A 22,675-nucleotide genomic window follows, 5' to 3' on the forward strand; every position below is an offset into this window, starting at 1 on the left:
TCTTGAAAGCTTGGCCCGCGTGATACGAGATCGGGGCGGCGCCCGCAAGGCGGCGCGGGGGAAATTGCGTGGGCCGCGCGGCGTTGAAAAGCGGCGCGGCCCTTGTGTCTGTGGCCTCCGTGGTGCGGAGCGAGGCGTGGCTCAGCTTGCCTCGAGCGCCGCGATGATCGCGCCGAAATCGCTGGCCTTGAGCGAGGCCCCGCCCACCAGCGCGCCATCAACGTTGGAGGTCGCGAAAATCTCTTCCGCGTTGGAGGGTTTGACCGAGCCGCCATAGAGCAGGCGCATCCCGTTGCCCTCATCGGCGAAGCGCGCGACCAGCGTGTTGCGCATGAAGTCATGCACCTCGGCGATCTGCTCCAGCGTCGGCGTGCGGCCCGTGCCGATCGCCCAGACGGGTTCATAGGCGATCACGCAATTGGCCGCGGTCGCACCATCGGGAACGGACCCGGCAAGCTGCGCGCCGATCACGTCGAGCGTCTGTTCGCCGTCGCGCTGCGCCTCCGTTTCGCCCACGCAGATCACCGCGATCAGACCTGCGCCAATCGCCGCCTCGGCCTTGGCGCGCACGATCAGGTCGCTTTCGTGGTGGTCCGCGCGACGCTCGGAATGGCCGACGATGACGTAAGAGCCACCCGCATCCGCGATCATCTGCGCCGAGATGTCGCCGGTATGCGCGCCGCTTTCGTTCATGTGGCAATCCTGCCCGCCGACCGCGAGCTTGCCGCCAGCCGCTTCCGCCATCGCGCCGATCAGCGTCGCGGGCGGGCAGAGCAGCACGTCACAGGCGGGGGACGGATGCGCTTCGGTCAGCGCCGAGACCTCGCCCAGATTGCTCTTGAGCCCGTTCATCTTCCAATTGCCGGCGGCCAGTTTCTTGCGCATGTGCGATTATTCTCCCTGATGTCGTTGGGCCTGACATTAGGGCAGGGGGCGCAGGCTCGCAAAGGGCAAATTGGCGCGGGGACGCGACTTAGCCGTTGCTCTGGGGGGCTTCCATATCGGCGAACTTGATCGACTCGCCGCAGCCGCATTCATCGACCACGTTCGGATTGCGGAACTTGAAGCCCGATTCCAGAAGGCCGGTCTCGTAGTCGATCTCGGTGCCCAGCATGAACATCTGCGCCATCGGCGCGATCAGCACACGGGCGGGACCCTTTTCCACGACGATATCCATCGGCCCGGCCTCGGCCGCGACCTCCATCGTGTATTCCATGCCCGCGCAGCCCCCTTTCTTAACGCCGATGCGGAAGCCAGCCGCATCCTCGCGCGACATCAGCTTGGCGATCTGCGCGACGGCGGCGTCGGTCAGGGTGACGGGATCTTGTCCGGGGACGTTGAACATTGGGGGCTCTCCTTCACCGAGTAATTTAGTCGGGGACGGGCAGGATTCCAAGGGGCGGAAGCTGTCCCAAAAGCGCGAGCGTGGCGTAAGAGGCGGCGAGCGCCCAGCCGAAAGAGGCCAGCGTGCCGATGATCACATATTCGGATTTAAGCTGCGTGTCGCTCTTCGAAAGGTAAGGCTCCGGGGAGGACCGTCTTTCGGACTTGAGGCTGGCGGCGTAGGTCCGGAGCTATGTCCGACCATAGATACAGACCCGAAATTGAGATCCTTTCTGTCACCGATACCGGGCGCCGTCGGCGTTGGACGGATGAAGAGAAGGTGCGCATCGTTGAAGAAAGCTTTGGCGGTAGAGGGCGTGTCGCCGAGACAGCCCGGCGTCATGATATTGGCCGCACCCTGCTGGTGCGCTGGCGTCGCCAATACCGCGAAGGCAGGCTGACGAGCGGCGATGCACGACCGCAGTTCACACCGTTGGCCATCGCCGCTCCTGAAGAAGCGGAGGATCAAGGCGGACCGTTTGCACCGGTTCCGACGCCAGAGACAGCCGAGGTCCTGATGGCAGATATTACCCTCGCGAATGGCCGTCGCCTGTCTGTGGCGGCCACGATTGACCCGATGGTGCTGGCGCGCCTCGTGCAAGCCCTGGATCCGTCATGATCGCGTTCCCGGCGGGGGTGCGCGTCTGGATCGCGGGCGGAGTGACTGACATGCGGCGCGGTATGAACACCTTGGCGTTGACGGTGCAGCAGGGTCTGGGGCGCGATCCCCATGCCGGCGAGATCTTCTGCTTTCGCGGGCGCAAGGGCGAGCTGGTCAAGCTTCTCTGGCACGACGGGGTGGGCATGTCGCTCTATACGAAGCGGCTGGAGGCGGGGAAGTTCATCTGGCCGACCAGTGGAAGCGGCGAGGCGGTGCAGATCTCCGCGGCCCAGCTCGGTTATCTTCTGGAGGGGATCGACTGGCGCAATCCACGCTGGACCCAACGCCCTGCAAAGGCGGGATAAATTGGCCTCATCGACCTTATTTGCATGGGCTTTCCGATGCCGGCATGGTAGGTCTTGGCCATGTCGAACAACGCTTCCGAGATTGCCAGATTGCGCGCCGCGCTCGCGGCCTCCGAGGCCCGTGCCGAGGCCGCCGAGAGCGAGCTGGCGCAGACCCGGGCGGTGGTCTCGACCTCCGAGGCGATGATCAAGCATCTCCGGCTCGAGATCGCCAAGCTCCGACGCGAGCAATACGGCCACAGCTCGGAACGCCGCGCCCGACTGATCGACCAGATGGAATTGCAGCTCGAGGAACTCGAAGCCGCGGCCACCGAAGACGAGATTGCCGCCGAGAAGCTGGCGAAGACCACGATCGTCGCGGGGCTCAAACGTCGCCGCCCGGCGCGCAAGCCTTTCCCGGAGCATCTGCCGCGCGAGCGCGTGGTGATCGCGGCGCCCACGGCCTGTTCCTGCTGCGGCTCGGATCGCATCGTGAAGATGGGGGAAGACGTCACCGAGACGTTGGAGGTGATCCCGCGGCAGTGGAAGGTGATCCAGACCGTCCGCGAGAAGTTCACCTGCCGGACCTGCGAGAAGATCAGCCAACCGCCGGCGCCCTTCCACGCCACGCCGCGCGGATGGGCTGGCCCGAACCTGCTGGCGACGATCCTCTTTGAGAAGTTTGGACAGCATCAGCCGCTCAATCGCCAGGCCGAACGCTATGCCCGGGAAGGCGTCGATCTCAGCCTGTCGACCCTCGCCGACCAGGTTGGCGCCTGCGCCGCCGCGCTGGAGCCGATCCATGCGTTGATCGGTGCCCATGTTCTGGATGGCGACCGCTTGCATGGCGACGATACGACAGTGCCGCTGTTGGCGAAGGGCGGGACAAAAACCGCCCGGCTCTGGACCTATGTCAGGGATGACCGACCCTTCGGCGGCGGGGCTCCACCTGCCGCGCTGTTCCAGTTCTCCCGCGACCGAGGAATGACCAACCCGAACCGGCATCTCGCCGGATGGCAGGGTATCCTGCAAGCCGATGCCTATGGGGGCTACAACGACCTCTACCGCGCCGACCGTGACCCGGGGCCGGTCGAGTCTGCGCTATGCTGGAGCCACGCCCGGCGCAAGTTCTTCGAGCTCGCCGACATCAAGGGGAACGCCCGGAAGGGCAAGCCGGCCCATGATATCTCCCCCGTCGCGCTGGAGGCCGTGGCCCGTATCGACGCGATCTTCGACATCGAGCGCGGAATCAACGGGCTGACGGCTGCAAAACGGCAGGCGGCCAGGCACCAGCTGTCCCGGCCTCTGGTCGAGGAGCTTCATGACTGGCTGCGTGCCGAGCGCGACCGGCTGTCGAAGCACAACCCGGTCGCCAAGGCGATCGACTACATGTTCAAGGCGGAGCGCTGGCCAGCCTTTACCGGGTTCCTCGAGGACGGCAGGATCTGCCTGACGAACAATGCCGCGGAGCGGGCGCTGCGCGGCATCGCCCTTGGCCGCAAGTCCTGGCTCTTCGCTGGCTCCGAGCGCGGCGGGGACCGCGCCGCCTTCATGTATTCCCTGATCGTTACCGCCAAGATGAACGATGTCGACCCTCAGGCCTGGCTCGCCGATGTCCTCGTCCGGTTGCCTGGCACGACCGCCTCCCGGGTGCCGGATCTGTTGCCCTGGAACTGGGCCCGGGCTGAGCAAAGGATAGCCGCATGACCCTGATCGCCCGCCTCCGGATCATCCTGAACGACGTCGACCCGCAGCCGATGCGCCATATCGAGGTGCCGCTGAAGATCAGGCTCGACCGGCTGCATGCGGTCATACAGGCTGCCATGGGCTGGACAGATACCCACCTCTACGAGTTCCGCGCCGGTGATGCCGGTTGGGGCGTGCCCGACCCGGACGGGTTCTACGACGGCCCCATGGACGCGAAGAAGACGACGTTGGAAAAGGTGCTCGAGGACACCGGCGCCAGGACGATCCAGTATATCTATGACTTCGGCGATGACTGGGACCACAGCATCCGTATCGAGCGGGTCTACGAGGCCATCCCCGGCATGATCTACCCACGGCTTCTCAAGGCGACCGGTGCCTGTCCACCCGAGGACGTCGGCGGTGCCTGGGGCTACGAGGAGTTCCTCGAAGCCCTCGCCGATCCCGATCACGAGCAACACGAGGACATGCTCCACTGGTCCGGTGGGGACTTCGACGCCGAAGATGCCGGGATCGACAGCATCCTTGAACGCTTCAACCGGCTTGCCAAGAAATGGGCCCCGCGGGCTCGCAAACCCAAAGCCCCCAAGGGCACGACCTGAGAATTGCTCCCATGTGCGGTCCACGCCGGATGGTTACTTCGAAAGAGCATCGAAGCGCCAAACCTTCGCGACTATTAGAAATCCAATCGCGCTAGGTTGGTTTGCCAGTATCAAAATGAATATTAAGCTTCGCTCAAGGAGGCCGATCAGCTCTCCACCCGCTGGGGCGCTAGCACTTTCTTGGCCAAAACCTGAGTTCGTCAACAGCCTTTCGATAGCAAAGCCACCGGCTCGCACGGTAATAAATGAGCCAGCGATCAAGGCAAATACTCCTGGAATCCACTTATGGTCTGACCATAGCGCTTGAGCCCAGAGGTCAGAAAACCAAGCTGCAATAAAGGCATATGAGATCAGATGCGCAGCTTGGTCGAAAACGAATGATTTCAAGGTCGGCGGAGCAAAGCTCTTCGCGAAGTCGATCAGGAGATGACTCGCGAAGACGAGCGCGAGTGCGATTAGAAAGCCGGTGGAAAATTGTAAGAGCGCAACTGCGCTGAGACCGAGAAGGATCGCAAGATGCGATGCGAATGCTGTTATTTCTCGCTTGGCCTTGCGGTGAGCCATCCGATCGCTTTGGAATGCGAAATCGGTCAATGTATGTGTGAAAAGCAAAGCGGTGAAAGTTTCGATCATCTGGTGTTCTCGATTAATCTCAGCGCTTCCACGATGGCGGGATAGGCCGCACTTGCCAAGGCTTGTGCAAGCGATTGTCGGGTAATCCCGATTTCACTGGCGGCGGCGGTCTGGGTCGGCGGATCGGGGCACAGCATTGGCGCGATCGCGCGTGCCTGTGCCGGGGTCCAGTCTTCCGAGATGTGATCGAACAATCGCAATGCCGCGCCAAGCGGCCGCCCGCCGCATGGGCGATGCGCGGACCCTCGAGACTGTCGAGAAGTTGGCCCGAGGCAGTGAAGACCGCCCCCGATGCCCCGTTCAGGTTGCCATCGGCAGGCAGCGTGCCGTCGCCCTCGGCCATCGCGATCCGGGTCGAGAACGCCCCGCCCAGAGCGCGCAACTTGGCCCGGATCAGCAGCGCGAGCCGGGCCTGAAGACGCGGCTGGGTGATCGCGATTTGCCACCCATCCCCGCGATTGCGGGCGAAAGCCGTTTCGCCCAGTGCTGGCCGCAGTACTGCCGCCGCCCCCTCAATCGCATCGAGCGCCGCGCTCAGCTCCGACGCCGTTAGTCGGCTTGAGCCGACGATATCGCCGGTGAAAACAATAAGATCCTTCATGGAAAGGCTAGTAAGCCCTTCCATGGTTGTTTTCTAGCACTCGCGTCATTCGTCGAGGAACGGATAATCCGTGTAGCCCTCAGCACCGCCGCCGTAGAACGTGTCCGGGTTCGGCGTGTTGAACGGCGCGTCCTTCTCGAAGCGCGTCGGCAGGTCCGGGTTCGCGATGAACAGCTTGCCGAAGGCCACCGCCGCCGCGCCCTCTTTCAGCGCCGTTTCGGCCATCGCCTTGTCGTAACCATTATTCGCGATATAGGGCGCCTTCGACTTCGCACGCAGCGTCTCGATCCCGTCCTCGGGCCACTCGCGCGGTCCGCCGGTCTGGCCTTCGACGAAATGCACGAAGGCCATCGGCTTGGTGTTGAGGAAATCGACCACCGCGCCGAACAGCTCCGCCGTGTTGCTGTCGATGCCCACGTTATTCGCGTTCGACCAGGGCGAGAGGCGGATGCCCACACGCTCGGCACCGAGGATTTCGGTCACCGCGTCCACCACTTCGCGCAGGAAGCGGGTGCGGTTCTCGATCGAGCCGCCATATGCGTCCTCGCGTTTGTTCGAGGTGTCGCGCAGGAACTGGTCGATCAGGTAGCCATTCGCGGCGTGGATCTCGACGCCATCGAAGCCCGCCGCTTTCGCGTTGCGCGCGGCGTTGCGGTAATCCTCGACCGTGGCGGCGATCTCTTCGACCGTCAGCGCATGGGGCGTGGTGGTCGCGACGAAGCCCTCACCGTCGAAGGTTTTCGCCTCGGCCGAGATCGCGGAGGGGCCGACCGGATCGCGCCCATCCAGAAGCTGCGGCACCGAAATCCGGCCCACGTGCCAGATCTGCGCGACGATCTTGCCGCCCGCGCCATGCACGGCCTCGGTGACCTTCTTCCAGCCCGCGACCTGCGCGTCGTTATAGATGCCGGGCGTCCAGGCATAGCCCTGACCCATCGGCGAAATCTGCGTGCCTTCGGTGATGATCAGCCCCGCGCCTGCGCGCTGGCGGTAATATTCCACCGTCATGTCGGTCGGATGCAGGTCGGGCGCACGGTTGCGGGTCAGCGGCGCCATCACGAAGCGGTTGGCGATCTCGATCGCGCCGAGCTTCGTGGGGGAGAAAAGCGTATCAGCCATGTCGGTCATCTAGTCGGGCCTCTCATCGGGTTTGACGTTCGGCGCCATGAGATGGGTCGCGCGGCGCTAGGGACAAGGCGAGTTGTGCGCGACGTCGCTGTGCGCAAATGCGAGGAAGCAAAAAGGGAGCCGCGTGGCTCCCTTCCTCTTGGTCCGAAATATCCCGGGGGGCACCCGGAGGGTGCGGGGGCAGAGCCCCCTCCAAGCCTCACATGAAGCCCAGTTCCAGCCGCGCCTCGTCGGACATCATGTCCATGCCCCATTGCGGATCGAAGGTCATCTCGACATCGACATCGCGCAGACCGCCGACGCAGGCCACGGCATCGTGAACCCAGCCCGGCATCTCGCCCGCCACGGGGCAGCCCGGCGCGGTGAGCGTCATGATCACCTTCGCGTCATTCTCGGGGCTGATCTCGATCGTGTAGACGAGGCCGAGATCGTAGATGTTCACCGGAATTTCCGGGTCATAAACGGTGCGGCACGCTTCCACGACACTTTCGTAGAGCGGGTGATCGGTCGTCGAGGGCTTGATCAGCGGGGTGCCTTCAAGCGGCTCTTCGGGCGTGGCGGTCATGGAAGCCTCTTTCATCGGCGGGGGCGCGCATGGGCGCCTATCGAATTACTCGACTGTTTATCTAGGTGATAGGACCCGAGCCGTAAAGGGAGGCGTGGGCCACCGGCTGATATGTGATGAGGTGGCGTCCATGGCGACACGTTGGTTGAGAAGGGGCGCGCCCGAGCCTCGGGTGGGCGCGTGGCGTCGCTTGTGGCCGGGCGCTTTATCTCGCAAGCTCGGCGGACGCTTGAGCTTGCGCTGACATCGCCAATGCGCCCTCCCGTGGGGAGGGTCGGGCGCGGCCCGGGGCTGGTCGCCCCGGCCCGAAAGGAGGAAGCGGCGCGCTCCTCCAACGCTCCTGCCTTGACGCCCCGCACGCTTCGCGCCAAACCGATCCCATGTTGCCCGAAGAGAAACTCGACCAGATCCTCGCGCGCTTCGAGTACCTCGAGGCGCTGCTCAACGCTGGCGCGGAGCCCGCCAAGATCGCCGAAATCAGCCGCGAATATTCCGAACTCAAACCGGTCGTGACCCAGATCGAGGCCTGGCGTCAGGCGCGCGCCGATCTGGCAGAGGCGGAAGGTTGGCTCACCGACCCGGAAATGCGCGATCTGGCCGAGGAGGAATTGCCGCGCCTCAAAGACCGTATCCCCGAGATGGAGCAGGCCTTGCGCGTGGCGCTTCTGCCCAAGGACGCCGCCGACGCGCGGCCTGCCATTCTGGAAATCCGCCCCGGCACGGGCGGCGAGGAAGCGGCGCTTTTCGCGGGTAACCTGCTGCGGATGTATCAGAAATACGCCGAGAAACACGGCTGGCGGTTCGAGATGATGGAGCTGACCGAGACCGAGCTGGGCGGCGTCAAGGAAGCCGTGGCCCGGATCGAGGGCGAGGGCGTCTTTGCGCGGCTGAAATACGAGTCCGGCGTCCACCGCGTGCAGCGCGTGCCGGAAACCGAGGCCGGCGGGCGCATCCACACCTCGGCCGCGACCGTGGCGGTGCTGCCCGAGGTCGAGGCGGTCGATATCGACATTCCTGCCAATGACATCCGGATCGACACGATGCGGGCCTCCGGGGCGGGCGGCCAGCATGTCAACACCACGGACTCGGCGGTGCGCATCACCCATATCCCGACCGGGATCGTCGTCACCTCGTCGGAGAAATCCCAGCACCAGAACCGCGCCAATGCTATGGCGGTGTTGCGCGCGCGGCTGTTCGAGGCCGAGCGCGACCGCGCGGCTTCCGAGCGCGCCGAGACGCGGAAGTCTCAGGTGGGCTCCGGCGACCGCTCGGAACGCATCCGCACCTATAATTTCCCACAAGGGCGGCTGACCGATCACCGCATCAATCTTACGCTCTATTCCCTTGATAAGGTTATGGAAGGCGAGATCGACGAGGTGGTCGACGCGCTGATCGCCGACGATCAGGCGGCCAAGCTCGCGGAGATGGAGGCGTGAGGGCGCAGGACGCGCTGGTCGCCGCCACCCGTCGTCTGCGCGAGGCCGGGATCGAGGGCGCGCAGACCGACGCGCGCAGGCTGCTGGCCCATGCGTTGCAAATCGCGCCCGACCGGCTGACGCTGGCGCTGCAAGATCCGCTGCCCGATGACGCGGCCGCCCGGTTCGAGGCCGCGCTCACCGCCCGCGCGGCGCGCCAGCCTGTCGCTCAGATCACCGGCAAGCGCCTGTTCTGGGGACATGAATTCCGCGTCACCCGCGACACGCTCGACCCGCGCCCGGAGACGGAACTGCTGGTCGAGGTGGCGCTGGAGCGGCCTTTCGTCCACGCGCTCGACCTTGGCACGGGCACCGGCTGCATCCTGATTTCCCTGCTGAAATCCATGCCCTTCGCGGCGGGCACGGGGACCGATCTGTCGGACGCCGCACTGGAGGTCGCGAAATCCAACGCCGAGGCGCTCGGTGTGGCCAAACGCGCCAAGTTCCTGATTTCAGACTGGTTTGCCAATGTGCCGGGGCGCTACGACCTCATCGTCTCGAACCCGCCCTATATCGCCCAGGACGAGATGGCGGGGCTCTCGCAGGATGTGCGCGACTGGGAGCCGCTCTCGGCGCTGACCCCCGGCGGCGATGGGCTCGAGGCCTATCGCGCGATTGCGCTCGGGGCAGGGGCGCGGTTGCTGGCAGGCGGTCGTCTCGCGGTGGAGATCGGCCCGACACAGGCGCAGGCGGTGAGTGATCTCTTCGCCGCCCAGGGGTTCGAGCGGATCGAGACCCGCCAAGATCTCGATGGGCGCGACCGCGTCGTTTTGGCGCATAAATCCGGCGATCCGGCGGATTGCGGCGCGTCTTGAGCGCAAAATCGCGCAAAATCTTGGAGAAAACACCGCGAATCGGCGGAAATCGCGGATTTGACCGATTTTCTGACTTGAAAGGTGGCCCCCCGCATGTTTAGTCAAGCCTGTGCAGGGCGGATAGTGATCCCCCGCACGGCTCAGCTTCACAGCGCGGGTGTTTGGAACGAAACCGGGCAGTTATGCCCAGCGTGACAGTTCAGCCCGCAGGCCACGCATTAGCGGCCATTTCCGAAAAGCCCGTGACAACGGGCCAAGAAAACGAAAGCCATGAGATCTTCGAAATCCCGTTCGCGTAATAAGTCGAACCGTCAACGGTCGATGGGCAATATCGTCAACCGCGTCTTCGACAGCTCCGGCCCCGAAGGCAAGGTGCGCGGTACGCCGCAGCAGATCATTGATAAATATCTTCAGCTTGCGCGCGATGCGCAGCTCGGCAACGACCGCGTGGCCGAGCAGAACTTCCTGCAGCACGCAGAGCATTACACGCGAATGCTCGGCGAGGCGCAGAAAGAACAGGCCCGCGAGCAAGAGGCCCGCAACCAGCAGCGCCAGCAGAACAACCAGAACAACGGCAACCAGAACAATGGTGGCCAGAATAACGGTGGTCAGAACCAAGGCGGTAACGGTCAGCAGGGCGGTCAAAACAGCGGCCAGAACAATGGCCAGCAGGGCGACAGCCAGAACGAGGCCGCCTCGAAGGGGGAAGCTCAGGACAACAATACGTCCGAGCGTCGCGAAGAGCGCAGCGAGGCGAAATCCTCCGGTCGCAACAAGCGCGGCGAGAGCCCCGAGATGATGCCGCCGATGCCGCAGCTGGAGCTCGAAGAGGATTCCACCCTCGTCGAGACGCCGGAAAGCCGCAGCAACAGCGACGAGGCGCCGAAACCCGCGGCACAGCCTGAGAAGGCCGAGAAAGCGGAAAAAGCCGAAAAGCCCAAGCGTCCGCGCGCCCCGCGCAAGCCGCGCGCCCCGAAAGCCGACAAGGCCGAAAAGGCAGAGGCGAGCGCCGAGATGCCCAAAGCCTCGGGCGAGTAACGCCTCGGACAAAAGATAGCAAAAGGCCCGCCGGATCGGCGGGCCTTTTTGCATGATGGGGCAGGGGCGGCGCTCAGGCGGTCAGGTCTTTGTCCAGAAACACCCGGTCATAGCCGCCATCCATCCGCCGGTCGCGCTCGATAAAGCCCAGACGCGCATAGACCGCGCGGCTCTCCTCCATCGCGGCATTGGCAAAAAGCCACAGCTTTTCCGCGCCGATCTCGCGGGCACGCGCCTCGGCGAACGCCATCAACTGCCGCCCGATCCCTTGGCCCTGTGCGGCCGGGTCGACGGCGACGGGCTCGACCTGCAACCGGGGCGGCGTGCCGTCATCCGCAAAGAGCCCGATATAGCCCGCGACTCCGTTTTCCCCCTCGCAGACCCAGAGATGCGGCAGTTCGGCGGCATGATCGGCGAGCATCGGCGCGGGCGGGCGTCCGATCCGGGGAATGTAGCGGGAGAAGGCCGCCTCGGCGATCTCGGCAATGCGCGGCAGGTCGTCCTCGCGCGCCGGGCGGATCATTCCTGACCCGCGACGATGCGTGCAAGCCGGCAGAACTGCTCCAGCGTCACGCGTTCCGCGCGCTCGGTGGGCGCGATCCCGGCCTGTTCCAGCTTCGCCTCGATATCGGGGGCCACGCCTTTCAGCGAGGCACGCAGCATCTTGCGGCGCTGGTTGAAGCCCGCGGCCACGACGCGGCTGAGCGTCGCCGCATCGGCCGGATAGCGCGGCTCGGGCAGGGCCTTCAGATGCACCACTGCGGAATGGACCTTCGGCGCGGGCGTGAAGGCCTCGGGCGGCAGGCTCATCACGATCTTCGCCTCGGCACGCCACTGCGCGAGGAGCGCGAGCCGACCGTAATGTTTGCTTCCCGGTTTGGCCACGATCCGTTCGGCCACCTCGCGCTGGAACATCAGCGTCAGGCTCTCCCAGAAGGGCGGCCACTCTTTCGGCGTCAGCCAACGCACCAGAAGCTCGGTGCCCACGTTATAGGGCAGGTTCGCGGCGATCTTGATAGGCGGCGTCAGATGCGCGAGCGGGTCGATCTGCAGCGCATCGCCATTGATCACTTCGAGCCGTCCCGGATAGGCATCGGCGATTTCGGCCAAAGCAGGCAGGCAGCGCGTGTCCTTCTCGATCGCGAGGACCTTGCGCGCGCCTTCGGCCAGAAGCCCGCGGGTCAGACCGCCGGGGCCGGGGCCGACCTCCAGCACATCCGCGCCCGTCAGATCGCCCGCAGAGCGCGCGATCTTCGCGGTCAGGTTCAGGTCCAGCAGGAAGTTCTGCCCGAGGCTCTTCTTTGCCACCAGATCATGCGTCTGCAGAACCTCGCGCAGCGGCGGCAGCCCGTCGATCGTGGCCATCACACAGCCTCAGTCATGACGCGCGGCTCCCATCCGCGCCGCCATCTCCAGCGCCGCGATCAGCGAGGCGGGGTTGGCGCGGCCTTGGCCCGCGATGTCATAGGCGGTGCCGTGATCGGGCGAGGTCCGCACGAAGGGCAGGCCGAGCGTGATATTCACCCCGCCGTCGAAATCGAGCGTCTTGATCGGGATCAGCGCCTGATCGTGATAGGCGCAGATCGCGGCGTCGTAGGTCTGCCGAGCGCGGGCGTGGAACATCGTATCGGCGGGCATCGGTCCCGCGACGGCGTAGCCCTCTTCGCGCAGACCGTCGAGCGTGTCGGCGATCCAGTCGCCTTCCTCGGAGCCCATCGCGCCGCCTTCGCCCGCATGCGGGTTCAGCCCCGCCACGGCGATCCGCGGGGCGGAGAAGCCGAAATCGCGCCGCAGCCCCTCATAGGTGATCCGCACGGTCTCGCGCAGAAGCTGCGGGGTCAGGAGTTTCGGCACGTCGGAGAGCGCGACATGGATCGTGGCGGGCACCACGCGCAGCGGCGGATCGACTCGCGACGAGGCCAGCATCATCACCACCCGCTCGACGCCCGCGAGATGGGCCAGATATTCGGTATGGCCGGGGAAGGTGAACTTTGCCCCGTCCTTCAGCGCTTTCTTGTTGATTGGCGCCGTGGTTAGCCCGGTGCCTTCGCCGCGCATCACCAGATCGACGCCGCGCGCGATCACGTCGATCACGGCTTTCGCATTGGCGGGATCGGGCTCGCCCGGCAGGGCGGCGGCGGGGAATTGATGGGGCAGCACCGGCAGCCCGGAGCTGGCATGGCGCAGCGCATCGGCGGGCCGGTCGATCTCGCGGATCTTCGTGCCGCGCGGCAGATGCGCGGGATCGCCAATCCAGACGAAAGGCAGCTTCGCGCCGCAATGCTCCCAGGCGCGGGCGGCGATCTCGGGGCCAACCCCCGACGGATCGCCGCAGCTGAGGATCACGGGGCGGTCGGGCGCACGGGCCGCAGTGCGATCGGTCGGCTGGGCGCTCATTTGCGCACGATCACCGCGTCGGCTTCCAGATCGGCCATGTAGCCGTTGGCATAGGCTTCGAGCGCCTTGCTCTCCAGTGCCGCGCGGACCTGATCGCGGTCGGGGGCCGATTGGTCGCCCTCGGGTGCCACCTTGCGATCGCAGAGCATCACCAGAAGGTCGTTCGCGCCCTGCGGGATCACTTCGCTTTCGCCCACGTCGAGATGCGACAGCGCGAGACCGACATTGGTCGGCACCTGAGCCTGCGCCACGTCCTCATGCATGGTGAGCGCGCTCGCCGGGAAGCCCTTGCCGATCGTGTAGAGCTGGTTGCATTGGCGCGCCGCGGCCACCTGGCTCTGGACCTTTGCCGATTGCTGCGAGCCGGTCTGGCCGATGGCGAAGGTCATGTAGCTCAGCGTCTGCGGGCCCGACGGGGCCTCGCCATCACCGATGGCGCGCAGCAGGAAGACCGCGACCGCGCCCTGAAGTTCGATCGGCTGGGTCGCCGTGCCCGGCTTGAGCTTGAGCACCACGCCGCGCAGTTGCGGCGGCAGCTTGTCGATCGGCATCCAGTCCAGACGCCCGCCGCGATCCCGCGAGGGAGCGGCCGAATACTGACGGGCGAGTGCGGCGAACGCGCCTTCACCCTGTGCGGCCGAAAGCTGACGCGCCTGACCCATCGCGGCCCGTGCGTTGCCCTGAGGCGCGGGGATGATCGCTTCGGAGAGCAGCACCTTCACGCCCTTGCCGGTCTGGCTTTCGGGCATCATCGCGCGGTCGATGTCAGCTTTCGTGATATTCACCCGCGGCCCGAAGCGCGCGCGGACCACCTGACGCCAGACGAGGCCGGCCTCGGTGAAATTGCGGAAGGTGTTCGGATCGACGCCTTCCTTCTGCAGCGCCTGCACGAATTGCTCGCCGGTCATGTTCGCGCGGCCTGCGAATTCGTCCATGCCCTTCTGGATCGCGGCCTCGTCGAGCTTGATGCCGATCCGGTTGCCGGCCCAGATGCGCAGGCGATCTTCGATCAGCGCCTTCTCGGCATCCTCGCGGGAGTTCGCGCCGGCATTGAGCAGCTGCATGAAGCGCTGGCGCTGGCTGATTTCGTAATCGGTCACGCCCAGCCCGTTGACGGTAACGACGGGCGCGAAGCTGCCGCCCGATTGTGCCTGCGCCGTCCCTGCGGCGAAAGGCAGGGCGAGCATCAGCGCCAGAAGGGTGAGCAGTCGGGTCATCATCGTCATGAGCGTGCCTGTCCGTTTCGTCTCGTTCAGTCTTGGCCCTTGGGGCCTCGTTGATCCTCTGGGCCCGCTGGGCCGCATTGCGATCCCCAGCCTCACCCTCCGCAGGTTCGCCGCGCGGGCGCACCGCCACTCGCGCCGAAGCCGACGAGTTGGACGGAAAGGCCGAAATCGGTCTCCGGGGCTACACTAGTGGATGACGTGAAGCGGCGCGAGAGGGAAAGATCAACCGCGATGCATTCGGTCTGGTAGCGCAGGCCGAGCTTGGCGCGTGCGGCGCGCTCGGCGGTGAAATCGTAACGTGTGCTGAGCGTGCCCGACCAACCGTTGCCCCAGCGCCATCCCGTGTCGAGCATCAGTTCCGACATGTTGTCGTCGCGCCCTTCGGCCGGGTTCTTCTCGAGCCAGAGATAGCCTGCCGAGACGTCGAAATCATTGCCGACCCGCGACAGCCGCAACTCGTCGCGCGACACGGAGAAGTTATCGTCGAACAGCGCGCGGTTCGACAGGGTCAGCCCGTTCGCGGTGGTCAGATGGGTCGCAAGGAGCCAGTCGGATTTCGTCCCCGACAGCCCCGTGCCCTGCGAGAACTGGCTCAGATCGCGCTGGCGGAACACGCGGCCCGCCGCCACGCCCAGCGACCAGCCGGAGCTGTCATAGCGCGTCCAGCCGAGCCCGACATTGGCGCGCAGGCCGGTCTCGCGCGCATCCTCGCCCGGATAGCGGGTCAGCGAGAACAGGTTGCCGCCGTCGAATTCGGGCAGCTGGCTGTCCTCGTTGGGGGCGTCCGCCAGATGATCGGGCGCCCAGACGATCTGCGCCACCGGCTCGATCACATAGGCGGCGCGGCCGCTCGTCTTCACCCAGGGCCAGCGGATTTCCGCGGCGACGGTGGGTTGGCCGCGCAGGATCGTGTCGCTGAAGGCGGGGTCCTGATTGGTCTCGATGATGTCGCCCGCGAATTGCGCCTCGAGCGAGCCCAGCATACCCGGCCCGAACAGCCAGTTGCGCCGCCAATCGGCGGTGAGCGAGCCACGCACCATGTCGCTCCCGTCGGGCCGTCCGTCGCCGTTGAGATCGACCGTCGAATTCGACGCGCGCCGCGTCGCCAAGGTGGAAAACCGCAGGCTGCCCTGTCCGCCGATCACGGCGGGACGGAATGTGCGGATCCATTCGCCGGTGCCGCTCAGCATCGGTTCGGTCGAGTTGCTCTCGCCCGCCCGCAGCGAGTGGACATTGCCGGCGCGGGCCCAGATCAGCTCGTCGCGGCGCACCCGTTCGAGCGTGACGCCCGACCACAGACGGTCATCGTCGCCGAGCCCGTAATTGAGCAGGTAGCTGTCGTCGCTGACCAGCCGAAGCTGCGCGGTCAGACGGAATTCGCGGGGCAGCTGCGCCTCGAGATCGCCGAAGAGATAGCCGCGCGTGCCGCTGCGAATGTCGTCCTTGCTCAGCGCTCCCGACCATTCCATCTTGCCCCAGTTGAAGGCCTGTCGGTAGCGCAGGTTCAGCGTCTCGGTGCGCGAGGTCGCGAAATAGGGCGTCACCGTCAGGTCGCGGCTCGGCCCGAGCGCGATGAAATAAGGCACCAGAAGCCCCGGTCCGAGACCGCTCGTGGTGCGGAATTGCGGGGCGAGGAAGCCCGTCATCCGCCGCACGCCCGGCGCGGGCAGGCGCAGCCGCGGCAGATAGGCGATCGGCACGCCCGCCGCGCGGAACTGCGCATCCTCGAAGACGATCTGCCGCGTGGTCGCGTTATGCACGACGCGGCTCGCGCGGATTTCCCAAAGCGGCGTCGGGTTGGTCCGGCAGACCTCGCAGGACGAGGCCACGACCTTGTCCATGATCGTGATCGCGCCGTCGCGCCGCTCGATCCGGGCGGCGGCGAGCTGCAACTCGCGCGCCATCACCATCCGGGCACTGAGCAGGATGCCGTTTTGCAGATCCGAGGACAGCTCCGCCTGCGAGGCGAGGATCACCGCCTGCGACTGGCCGGGCTGCACCAGCCGGATCGGACCTTCGAGGTAGAGCTTGTCCGCCTTCTGGTCATAGACCACGCGCTTGGCCGAAAGCCGGTTGGACTTGTAGAAGACCTCGACATTGCCCTCTGCGACCAGCTCGTTCTGATTGCGGATCGAGACCCGGTCGGCCAGAAGCGTCGCCAGTTCGTCCGAAGAGGGGATCGCGGCATCCTGTGCGATGGGGGTGGAGGCTGTCGCGGTGGCGTCTTGCGCGCGTACCGTCTGCGGTCCCGCCACGCCAAGCGCGACGATCAGCGCCAAGGCGCTCGCCCGTCCTGCCAAGGCGCCGAATTGCCGCCGCATCACCCATCCTCCCGGTGCAGTAGCCGCGCCAGCGGCAGCATCAACCCGATCACCGGCGGCGCCCAGGCCGCGAGCAGAACGGGAATCTGTCCGTTATCGCCCAGAACTTGCGCGATATTGCGCAGGAAGAACAAGCCCAGACCGGCGGCCAAGGCCAAAAGAACCTTCGCGCCGATGCCTCCGAAGCGCACATGATCCATCGTGAAGCTCGCCGCGATCAGCACCATCGCGACCAGCAGAACCGGCAGCGCTAGCTCCATCTGGAACCACACGATATGGCGGCGCGCCGAGAAGCCCGCATCTTCGAGCGAGGCGATGAAGCTCGGCAATTGCCAGATCGGCACCGCGGAGGGCTTGCCGAAACTGTCGCGGATGCTGGCGACCGTCAGGTCCGAGGGCAGCGAGAGGCTGTCCTGGGTCGTGGCGTCGCGCTCGGGGTTGGTGGACTCGCCCAGCGGCCAGTCCTTCACGTCCTGCAACTGCCAGGCGCCCGGCACCAGCGTCGCGGTCTTCGCATCGATCCGGCGCACCGGACCGCGTTGAGGGTCGAAGATCAGGAAGGTCACGCCATGCAGGGTCGTGGCATCGCCATTGGCGCGCTCGGCATGGATCACCGCCTGCGCCAGCGACTTGCTGTCCGACGCAAAGCCCGCGCTTTGCCGCATCCACACGCCTTCGCGCCCGATCGAGACGGTCGAGCCGCCACCGGACGTGTAGTGGTCGACGAGCGTTTCGTAGCGCTTCGAAGTGGCCGAGACGAGCGGGTTGCCCACCAGCAGCGCCAGCACGCCAAGTACCAGCGCCGCCGCGATCGGCGCGGCCAGCATCCGCAGCGCGGACCGGCCCGCCGCCCGGATCACCACCAGCTCCGAGCTGCGCGCCAGCGCGACGAACAGCGCCACCGCCGACAGCATCACGATCAACGGCAGGATGGTGTAAATCGTCTCGGGAATGTTGAGCGCAGAGAGCACTGAGAGCTGCAGCAGGCTCAGCCCCTGATCGGAGAAGCGGCGAATTTCCTCGACCACGTCGATCAGGAACAGGATGCCCCAGAAGCTCGCCGCGACGATCAGGAAGCTGCGGAGGAACCGTTTCGCAAGATAGAGGGCAAGCGTCACGCGGCAGCCTCCCGCTTGGGCCGGATACGGCGCGGACGCCCCGACCACCACAGCATGAACAGCACCATCACGATCCCGCCCAGCGTCGGCGCGATCAGGCTCGGCCAGAGCGAGGGGTCGCGCCCGGAACTGGTCTCGGCGGCGTTTTGCAGCACCTGCACCACGATCAGCCCGCCGATGGCGAGCGACATCTGCCGCCACATGCCGAAGCGCGAGAATGTGCCCATCATCAGCGCCGAGAAGCCGATCAGCGCCGCGATCGGGGCCAGAAGGGGCTGGGTGATCCGCCGGGCAAGCTCCAGCCGCAGCGCGTCGCGGGCGGCCTTGGCGCTCTCTGCGCCCGGCGTCGCGTCCAGACCGGTCCCGGCCATCATCGCGGCGAGGCGCGGCGTCGTCATCTCGTCAATCTTCGGCGCCCGCGCTTTCCCGGCCTTCAGGAAAGAGCCGATATCATAGGTGAAATTGCTGAACCGCGTGACCGACAGGCGATCCGAAGGTTTGCGCAGGGTCTGGGCCATGCCCGAGAACATGATCAGTTTCGGCCCCGTCTCGGTCTTCACGATCACGCCCTTGTCGGCGGTATAGATCGTGCTCGTCTGTGCCGAGCGGCTGTCGGAGACGAAGATATCCTGCAACTCTCCCAGATCGGAAATGCGCCGGATATAGATCGAGATGCCCGGCGCGGGATGCTGGAACGTGCCTTCGGTGAGGAATTTCGCGGTCAGGTTCTGCGCGACCTCCTGCTGGCGCTCGGCCAGCCGGGCTTTCGCGGCGGGGACGAGGAAATTCACCAGAAGCGCCATCATCACCGAGGCGATCAGCCCGAAGACCAGCACCGGACGCGCCAGCCGCCAGTTCGAGGTGCCAGTGGCGCGCATCACCACCAATTCGCTGTCCTGATCGAGCCGGTTGAACGCGTAGATCGTGGCGGCGAAGGCGGCGACCGGTAGCACGATGCGGATGACGTAGGGCAAGGTCAGCGCGGTGAATTCCAGCACCACCGTTGCGGTCTGGCCGTCCGAAATCAGGCTGTCGAACATAATCACAGCCCGGTTGACCCAATAGACGGAGACCAGCACGAGCGCGAAAAACCCGAACAGCGCCATCAATTTGGACAAAACATATCTGTCCAGTTGCGTCACGACCCTCTCAATACCCCCGAATATTTCCCTTTCTCTAGCCTGTCGGGCGAAGTGAGGGAAGGGCACAGCGGGGGTGCTTTTCATTTTCCGGAGGCAGGGCTAGGCTCGCGCGCAATTTGATGCCAATCGCGACCGAGCGCCGCCGACGCGCGCGCCGGTCTCATCTTCGGAGAACCCCACATGACCCAACCTGTTGCTATCGCCTTCAAGGAAACCGATCCGGAGGTCTTCGCCACCCAAAGCGGGCGGATCGCGCTGGTCGTGGGCGGTGACGGCAAGCTGGGTCAGGCCGGGCGCAAGCTGGATCGGGCGATGAAGGGCGCGATCAAGCGCGCGGTGGACTCGGAAGCTTTCGCGGGCTTGGGCGCGGGCGAGGCGATGGAGCTGAGCTGGCCCGCCGCGATCGCCGCCGAAGCGGTGCAGCTGGTGCGGCTCGACCGCAAGGCCAGCGCCGACGAGGCCCGCAAGGCAGGCGCCGCGATCGGGGCCAAACTGGGGGAGGCGGGCGCGCTCGTGGTGGCGCAAAACCATCCGCGCGCCGCCGATCTGTCGCTGGGCCTCGCGCTGCGCGCCTATCGCTTCGACTATCACACCGGCGAGGACAAGAAGGCTTACGGGCCGGTGACGATCATGGTCGACAAGCCCGAAGAGGTCGCCGCCGCCGCTGCCCCGCATGCAGCACTGGCCGAGGGCGTGTTCTTCACCCGCGATCTGGTCAACGAACCCGCCAACATCCTGACTACAGACGATTTCGCAGCCCGCCTTGCCGCGATGCAGGAGTTGGGCCTCGATGTCGAAATCCTCGAAGAAGAAGACATGAAGAAGCTCGGCATGGGCGCGCTTCTGGGCGTCGGCATGGGCTCGGAGATGCCCTCCAAGCTGGTCGTGATGCAGTGGAAGGGCGGCGAAGAGGGCGAGGCGCCCTTCGCGCTCGTCGGCAAGGGCGTCGTGTTCGACGCGGGCGGCATCTCGCTCAAGCCCGGCGCGGGCATGGAAGAGATGACGATGGATATGGGCGGCGCAGGCGTCGTCTCGGGCGTGATGCGCACGCTGGCGCTGCGCAAAGCCAAGGCGAATGTCGTGGGCCTCGTGGGGTTGGTCGAGAACATGCCCGACGGGCGCGCGCAACGCCCCGGCGATATCGTGACCTCGATGAAGGGCGACACGATCGAGGTCATCAACACCGACGCAGAAGGCCGCCTCGTTCTGGCCGATGTGCTCTGGTATGCGCAGGACCGGTTCCAGCCCAAGGCGATGGTCAATCTCGCCACGCTGACCGGGGCCGTGATCGTCGCGCTGGGTCACGAGAATGCGGGCCTTTTCGCCAATGACGACAAGTTCGTAGCCGACATTCTTAAAGCGGCGAAGACCGAGGGCGAGGGCGCGTGGCACATGCCGCTGCAGCCCGCCTATGACAAGGCGCTGAAATCGCGGCTGGCCGATATGCGCAATGTCGGAAACCGCTGGGGCGGCGCGATCACCGCGGCTGCTTTCCTCAAGCGCTTCGTCAAGGACGAGGTGCCGTGGTGCCATATCGACATCGCGGGCGTGGCCCTGCCGCCCTCGGAGACCACGCTGGCGCCGAAAGGGCCGACCGGCTGGGGCGTGCGCATGCTCGACCGACTGATCCGCGACAAGTTCGAAGCCTGAGGGGCCAAGGATGGGGCAAGTCAATTTCTACCATCTGACCCGCTCCAGCCTCGAGGAGGTGGTGCTGAACCTCGCCTCCCGGGCGGTGGAGCAGGGTTGGAAGGTGGAATTGCGTGGTGCCGATTCCGCGCGCCTCGACTGGCTCGATCAGAGGCTCTGGCTGATGGGCAACGAGGCGAGCTTCCTGCCGCACGGGCTCGCAGGCGGGCCGCATGATGCGCTGCAGCCGATCCTGCTGGGCACCGCGCCCGCAGGCGACGGGCGCGAGGCGATGATGGCCGTGGACGGCGCCGAGGTTCAGGCAAGTGAGACCGACGCCCACAAGCGGGTCTGGATCCTGTTTGACGGCAACGACCCACAGGCGGTGCAACATGCGCGCGGGCAGTGGAAGACCCTGACCGGCGCGGGCGCGAAGGCGATCTACTGGTCGGAAGAGGGCGGTCGCTGGGAGAAGAAGGCGGAGAGTTGAGCCGGGTGGACATCAGCGCAGGATATGCCGGAGACGCGGATCGCTTCGCCGATCTCTTCGCGGAGAGCTTCGCAGCCTCCGAAGGTCCCGACGAGGGTGCGCTGATCGGGGCGCTGGTGCGCGACATCCTCGCCCGGACCGACCCCGCCGATCTGCACTGTTTCACCGCGCGCGACGGAGAGGTCCTCATCGGCGCGGTCTGCTTCACCCGCCTGCGCTATGACGACGATCCGCGCCGCGTCTTTCTGCTTTCGCCGATGGCGGTTGCCCCGGCGCAGCAACGCCAGGGCGTCGGGCAGAAGCTGATCCGTCATGCCCTTGCGGAGCTGTCAGCGGCGGGCGTCGAGACCGTGCTGACCTATGGCGATCCGGCCTATTACGGACAGGTGGGCTTTGCGCCGATTGCCGAGGCCGCCATTGCCGCGCCCTATCCGCTGTCGATGCCGCAGGGCTGGCTTGGCCAATCCCTGACGCCCACGCCGCTTGGCGCCATCGCGGGGAGGCCGCATTGCGTGGCGGCTTTCCAGAGACCTGAGATCTGGTGAGCCCTACCGCAGCCGGTCGGGCTCCAGCACCATTACCGTCGGCTCGCGCGGCAAAGTCCTGAGCGAGACGACCAGCTCGCTCACGCCCGGCCGCTCCACCGCGAAGACGCCTTCCATCCCGTCGAGAAAGCTCTGCAGGGTCGGCTCGCCGAACCAATGCACCGGGATCACGATGCGCGAGCGCAGCCGGTTCAGGATGCGGATCATCGTCGGCTGATCGACCGTGTAGGACCCGTCCACCGCCGCCATCACCACATCAAGCCGCCCCAGCGCCGCGTATTGCGCGGGGTCGGGCTCGTGATGCAGATGGCCCAGATGGCCGATGCAAAGCCCCGCTACCTCGAAGACGAAGATCGAGTTGCCATTCTCCTCGACCCCGCCCCAGCTGCGGATGTCGGTGGGCACATTGCGGATCAGCATCTCGCCAAGATCCAGATGATGCTCGGCCGCCACGCCGAACTGATCCGACCAGCCCTTCAGCGCCACCGTCCCGTCCGGGATCATATCGGTCATATGGCTCGAATGGGCATGGTTCATCGTGACGTAATCGGGGGCGAAGCGCGCCCCGCCGGTCCAGCCGTTGAAATCGGTCACGACCGACAACCCGCCCTCGGTTTGCAACAGCACCATCGAATGGTCGATGTAATGCAACCGCACCGATTGCTCCGGCACCGGATCGGACCAGCTGGCCTTGTGCAGATACTCGATCCCGGGGGCCGCATCCGCGATCGCGATGCAATGGCTGATACGTTGGTTTTGCGCAGCCGCCGCGAGTGGCGCGCTCACGGCACAGAGGGCGAGAAGAATGGCGCGGATCATGGCGAGCCTCCTTTTGCCCTAGCGTAAGGCCAAAAAGCGATTCCGGTCCATGCCCTTGCGCCCCGCGTGGCCTTCCCTTCGCGCGGCTTTGGGTCTATC

The 22,675-nt window shown here is 65.8% G+C and carries 24 protein-coding genes; 10 read left to right on the forward strand and 14 right to left on the reverse strand.

Features of this window, described 5'->3' with window-relative positions; translation table 11 throughout:
• Positions 1 to 141: 141 nt before the first annotated feature.
• Together tpiA and AXZ77_RS07260 are read right to left on the reverse strand one after the other, a co-directional pair.
• On the reverse strand, positions 142 to 885 hold the full coding sequence (gene tpiA, locus AXZ77_RS07255) for a triose-phosphate isomerase (protein WP_098410630.1): 744 nt from the start codon (positions 883 to 885) through the stop codon (positions 142 to 144).
• 88 nt (positions 886 to 973) lie between these two features.
• On the reverse strand, positions 974 to 1,345 hold the full coding sequence (locus AXZ77_RS07260) for an iron-sulfur cluster assembly accessory protein (RefSeq protein ID WP_078519348.1): 372 nt from the start codon (positions 1,343 to 1,345) through the stop codon (positions 974 to 976).
• 231 nt (positions 1,346 to 1,576) lie between these two features.
• Between AXZ77_RS07260 and AXZ77_RS07265 the strand changes: the two genes are divergently transcribed.
• The 4 genes from AXZ77_RS07265 to AXZ77_RS07280 are packed head-to-tail and all read left to right on the forward strand — an operon-like array spanning position 1,577 to position 4,634.
• Positions 1,577 to 2,002 (forward strand): transposase, encoded by a 426-nt coding sequence (locus tag AXZ77_RS07265; RefSeq protein ID WP_098410087.1) that lies wholly within the window; start codon positions 1,577 to 1,579, stop codon positions 2,000 to 2,002.
• Positions 1,999 to 2,349: an IS66 family insertion sequence element accessory protein TnpB gene (tnpB, locus tag AXZ77_RS07270; RefSeq protein ID WP_098410086.1), complete on the forward strand. Its 351-nt coding sequence runs from the start codon at positions 1,999 to 2,001 to the stop codon at positions 2,347 to 2,349. Before AXZ77_RS07265 ends, tnpB begins: the two co-directional genes overlap by 4 nt.
• 60 nt (positions 2,350 to 2,409) lie before the next feature.
• On the forward strand, positions 2,410 to 4,035 hold the full coding sequence (locus tag AXZ77_RS07275) for an IS66 family transposase (protein WP_098410085.1): 1,626 nt from the start codon (positions 2,410 to 2,412) through the stop codon (positions 4,033 to 4,035).
• The gene (locus AXZ77_RS07280; RefSeq protein WP_098410084.1) at positions 4,032 to 4,634 is read left to right on the forward strand and encodes a plasmid pRiA4b ORF-3 family protein; all 603 of its coding nucleotides are present in this window, start codon (positions 4,032 to 4,034) and stop codon (positions 4,632 to 4,634) included. The genes AXZ77_RS07275 and AXZ77_RS07280 overlap by 4 nt, the downstream gene beginning before the upstream one ends.
• A 33-nt stretch (positions 4,635 to 4,667) precedes the next feature.
• On the opposite strand, the gene AXZ77_RS07285 is transcribed toward AXZ77_RS07280, so the two are convergent.
• From AXZ77_RS07285 to AXZ77_RS07300, 4 genes are all read right to left on the reverse strand, one after another.
• The gene (locus AXZ77_RS07285) at positions 4,668 to 5,267 is read right to left on the reverse strand and encodes a DUF3307 domain-containing protein (protein WP_098410631.1); all 600 of its coding nucleotides are present in this window, start codon (positions 5,265 to 5,267) and stop codon (positions 4,668 to 4,670) included.
• A 19-nt stretch (positions 5,268 to 5,286) separates the two neighbouring features.
• Positions 5,287 to 5,868 carry a hypothetical protein gene (locus tag AXZ77_RS07290; protein ID WP_141536239.1) on the reverse strand — a complete coding sequence of 194 codons (582 nt, stop codon included), beginning with the start codon at positions 5,866 to 5,868 and terminating at the stop codon, positions 5,287 to 5,289.
• A gap of 45 nt (positions 5,869 to 5,913) precedes the next feature.
• On the reverse strand, positions 5,914 to 6,987 hold the full coding sequence (locus AXZ77_RS07295) for an alkene reductase (RefSeq protein ID WP_176535982.1): 1,074 nt from the start codon (positions 6,985 to 6,987) through the stop codon (positions 5,914 to 5,916).
• 208 nt (positions 6,988 to 7,195) lie between these two features.
• The gene (locus AXZ77_RS07300; protein WP_093476840.1) at positions 7,196 to 7,561 is read right to left on the reverse strand and encodes a DUF59 domain-containing protein; all 366 of its coding nucleotides are present in this window, start codon (positions 7,559 to 7,561) and stop codon (positions 7,196 to 7,198) included.
• A 380-nt stretch (positions 7,562 to 7,941) separates the two neighbouring features.
• Here AXZ77_RS07300 and prfA point away from each other — a divergent pair, with 380 nt between their 5' ends.
• From prfA to AXZ77_RS07315, 3 genes are all read left to right on the forward strand, one after another.
• On the forward strand, positions 7,942 to 8,997 hold the full coding sequence (prfA, locus tag AXZ77_RS07305; protein WP_098410634.1) for a peptide chain release factor 1: 1,056 nt from the start codon (positions 7,942 to 7,944) through the stop codon (positions 8,995 to 8,997).
• A complete protein-coding gene (prmC, locus tag AXZ77_RS07310) occupies positions 8,994 to 9,851 on the forward strand; it encodes a peptide chain release factor N(5)-glutamine methyltransferase (protein WP_098410635.1) in 858 nt (285 codons plus the stop codon). The genes prfA and prmC overlap by 4 nt, the downstream gene beginning before the upstream one ends.
• 270 nt (positions 9,852 to 10,121) lie before the next feature.
• The gene (locus AXZ77_RS07315) at positions 10,122 to 10,889 is read left to right on the forward strand and encodes a DUF4167 domain-containing protein (protein WP_098410636.1); all 768 of its coding nucleotides are present in this window, start codon (positions 10,122 to 10,124) and stop codon (positions 10,887 to 10,889) included.
• A 73-nt stretch (positions 10,890 to 10,962) separates the two neighbouring features.
• Here AXZ77_RS07315 and AXZ77_RS07320 read toward each other — a convergent pair whose 3' ends face one another.
• The 7 genes from AXZ77_RS07320 to lptF form a co-directional block, all read right to left on the reverse strand.
• Positions 10,963 to 11,412, reverse strand: a complete 450-nt coding sequence (locus AXZ77_RS07320) for a GNAT family N-acetyltransferase (protein ID WP_098410637.1) — start codon at positions 11,410 to 11,412, stop codon at positions 10,963 to 10,965.
• Positions 11,409 to 12,254 (reverse strand): 16S rRNA (adenine(1518)-N(6)/adenine(1519)-N(6))-dimethyltransferase RsmA, encoded by an 846-nt coding sequence (gene rsmA / locus AXZ77_RS07325; RefSeq protein WP_098410638.1) that lies wholly within the window; start codon positions 12,252 to 12,254, stop codon positions 11,409 to 11,411. Before rsmA ends, AXZ77_RS07320 begins: the two co-directional genes overlap by 4 nt.
• A gap of 9 nt (positions 12,255 to 12,263) precedes the next feature.
• A complete protein-coding gene (pdxA, locus tag AXZ77_RS07330; protein WP_098410639.1) occupies positions 12,264 to 13,286 on the reverse strand; it encodes a 4-hydroxythreonine-4-phosphate dehydrogenase PdxA in 1,023 nt (340 codons plus the stop codon).
• A complete protein-coding gene (locus AXZ77_RS07335; RefSeq protein WP_176535983.1) occupies positions 13,283 to 14,512 on the reverse strand; it encodes a peptidylprolyl isomerase in 1,230 nt (409 codons plus the stop codon). The genes pdxA and AXZ77_RS07335 overlap by 4 nt, the downstream gene beginning before the upstream one ends.
• 92 nt (positions 14,513 to 14,604) lie before the next feature.
• Complete coding sequence (locus AXZ77_RS07340; RefSeq protein WP_098410641.1) at positions 14,605 to 16,833, reverse strand: LPS-assembly protein LptD; 2,229 nt, start codon at positions 16,831 to 16,833, stop codon at positions 14,605 to 14,607.
• Complete coding sequence (gene lptG / locus AXZ77_RS07345) at positions 16,833 to 17,951, reverse strand: LPS export ABC transporter permease LptG (protein WP_098410642.1); 1,119 nt, start codon at positions 17,949 to 17,951, stop codon at positions 16,833 to 16,835. Before lptG ends, AXZ77_RS07340 begins: the two co-directional genes overlap by 1 nt.
• Positions 17,948 to 19,093: an LPS export ABC transporter permease LptF gene (gene lptF, locus AXZ77_RS07350; protein ID WP_078519335.1), complete on the reverse strand. Its 1,146-nt coding sequence runs from the start codon at positions 19,091 to 19,093 to the stop codon at positions 17,948 to 17,950. Before lptF ends, lptG begins: the two co-directional genes overlap by 4 nt.
• Positions 19,094 to 19,273: 180 nt before the next feature.
• Here lptF and AXZ77_RS07355 point away from each other — a divergent pair, with 180 nt between their 5' ends.
• The 3 genes from AXZ77_RS07355 to AXZ77_RS07365 are packed head-to-tail and all read left to right on the forward strand — an operon-like array spanning position 19,274 to position 21,757.
• Positions 19,274 to 20,743, forward strand: coding sequence for a leucyl aminopeptidase (locus AXZ77_RS07355; RefSeq protein WP_098410643.1), 1,470 nt, complete (start codon positions 19,274 to 19,276; stop codon positions 20,741 to 20,743).
• Positions 20,744 to 20,753: 10 nt separating this feature from the next.
• Positions 20,754 to 21,212: a DNA polymerase III subunit chi gene (locus AXZ77_RS07360; protein ID WP_098410644.1), complete on the forward strand. Its 459-nt coding sequence runs from the start codon at positions 20,754 to 20,756 to the stop codon at positions 21,210 to 21,212.
• A gap of 5 nt (positions 21,213 to 21,217) precedes the next feature.
• A complete protein-coding gene (locus AXZ77_RS07365; protein WP_255266558.1) occupies positions 21,218 to 21,757 on the forward strand; it encodes a GNAT family N-acetyltransferase in 540 nt (179 codons plus the stop codon).
• 3 nt (positions 21,758 to 21,760) lie between these two features.
• Here AXZ77_RS07365 and AXZ77_RS07370 read toward each other — a convergent pair whose 3' ends face one another.
• Positions 21,761 to 22,576 (reverse strand): MBL fold metallo-hydrolase, encoded by an 816-nt coding sequence (locus AXZ77_RS07370; protein WP_098410645.1) that lies wholly within the window; start codon positions 22,574 to 22,576, stop codon positions 21,761 to 21,763.
• Between the last annotated feature and the right edge of the window lie 99 nt (positions 22,577 to 22,675).

It is taken from the genome of Thioclava sp. ES.031 (genome assembly GCF_002563775.1).
Lineage (GTDB): Bacteria > Pseudomonadota > Alphaproteobacteria > Rhodobacterales > Rhodobacteraceae > Thioclava.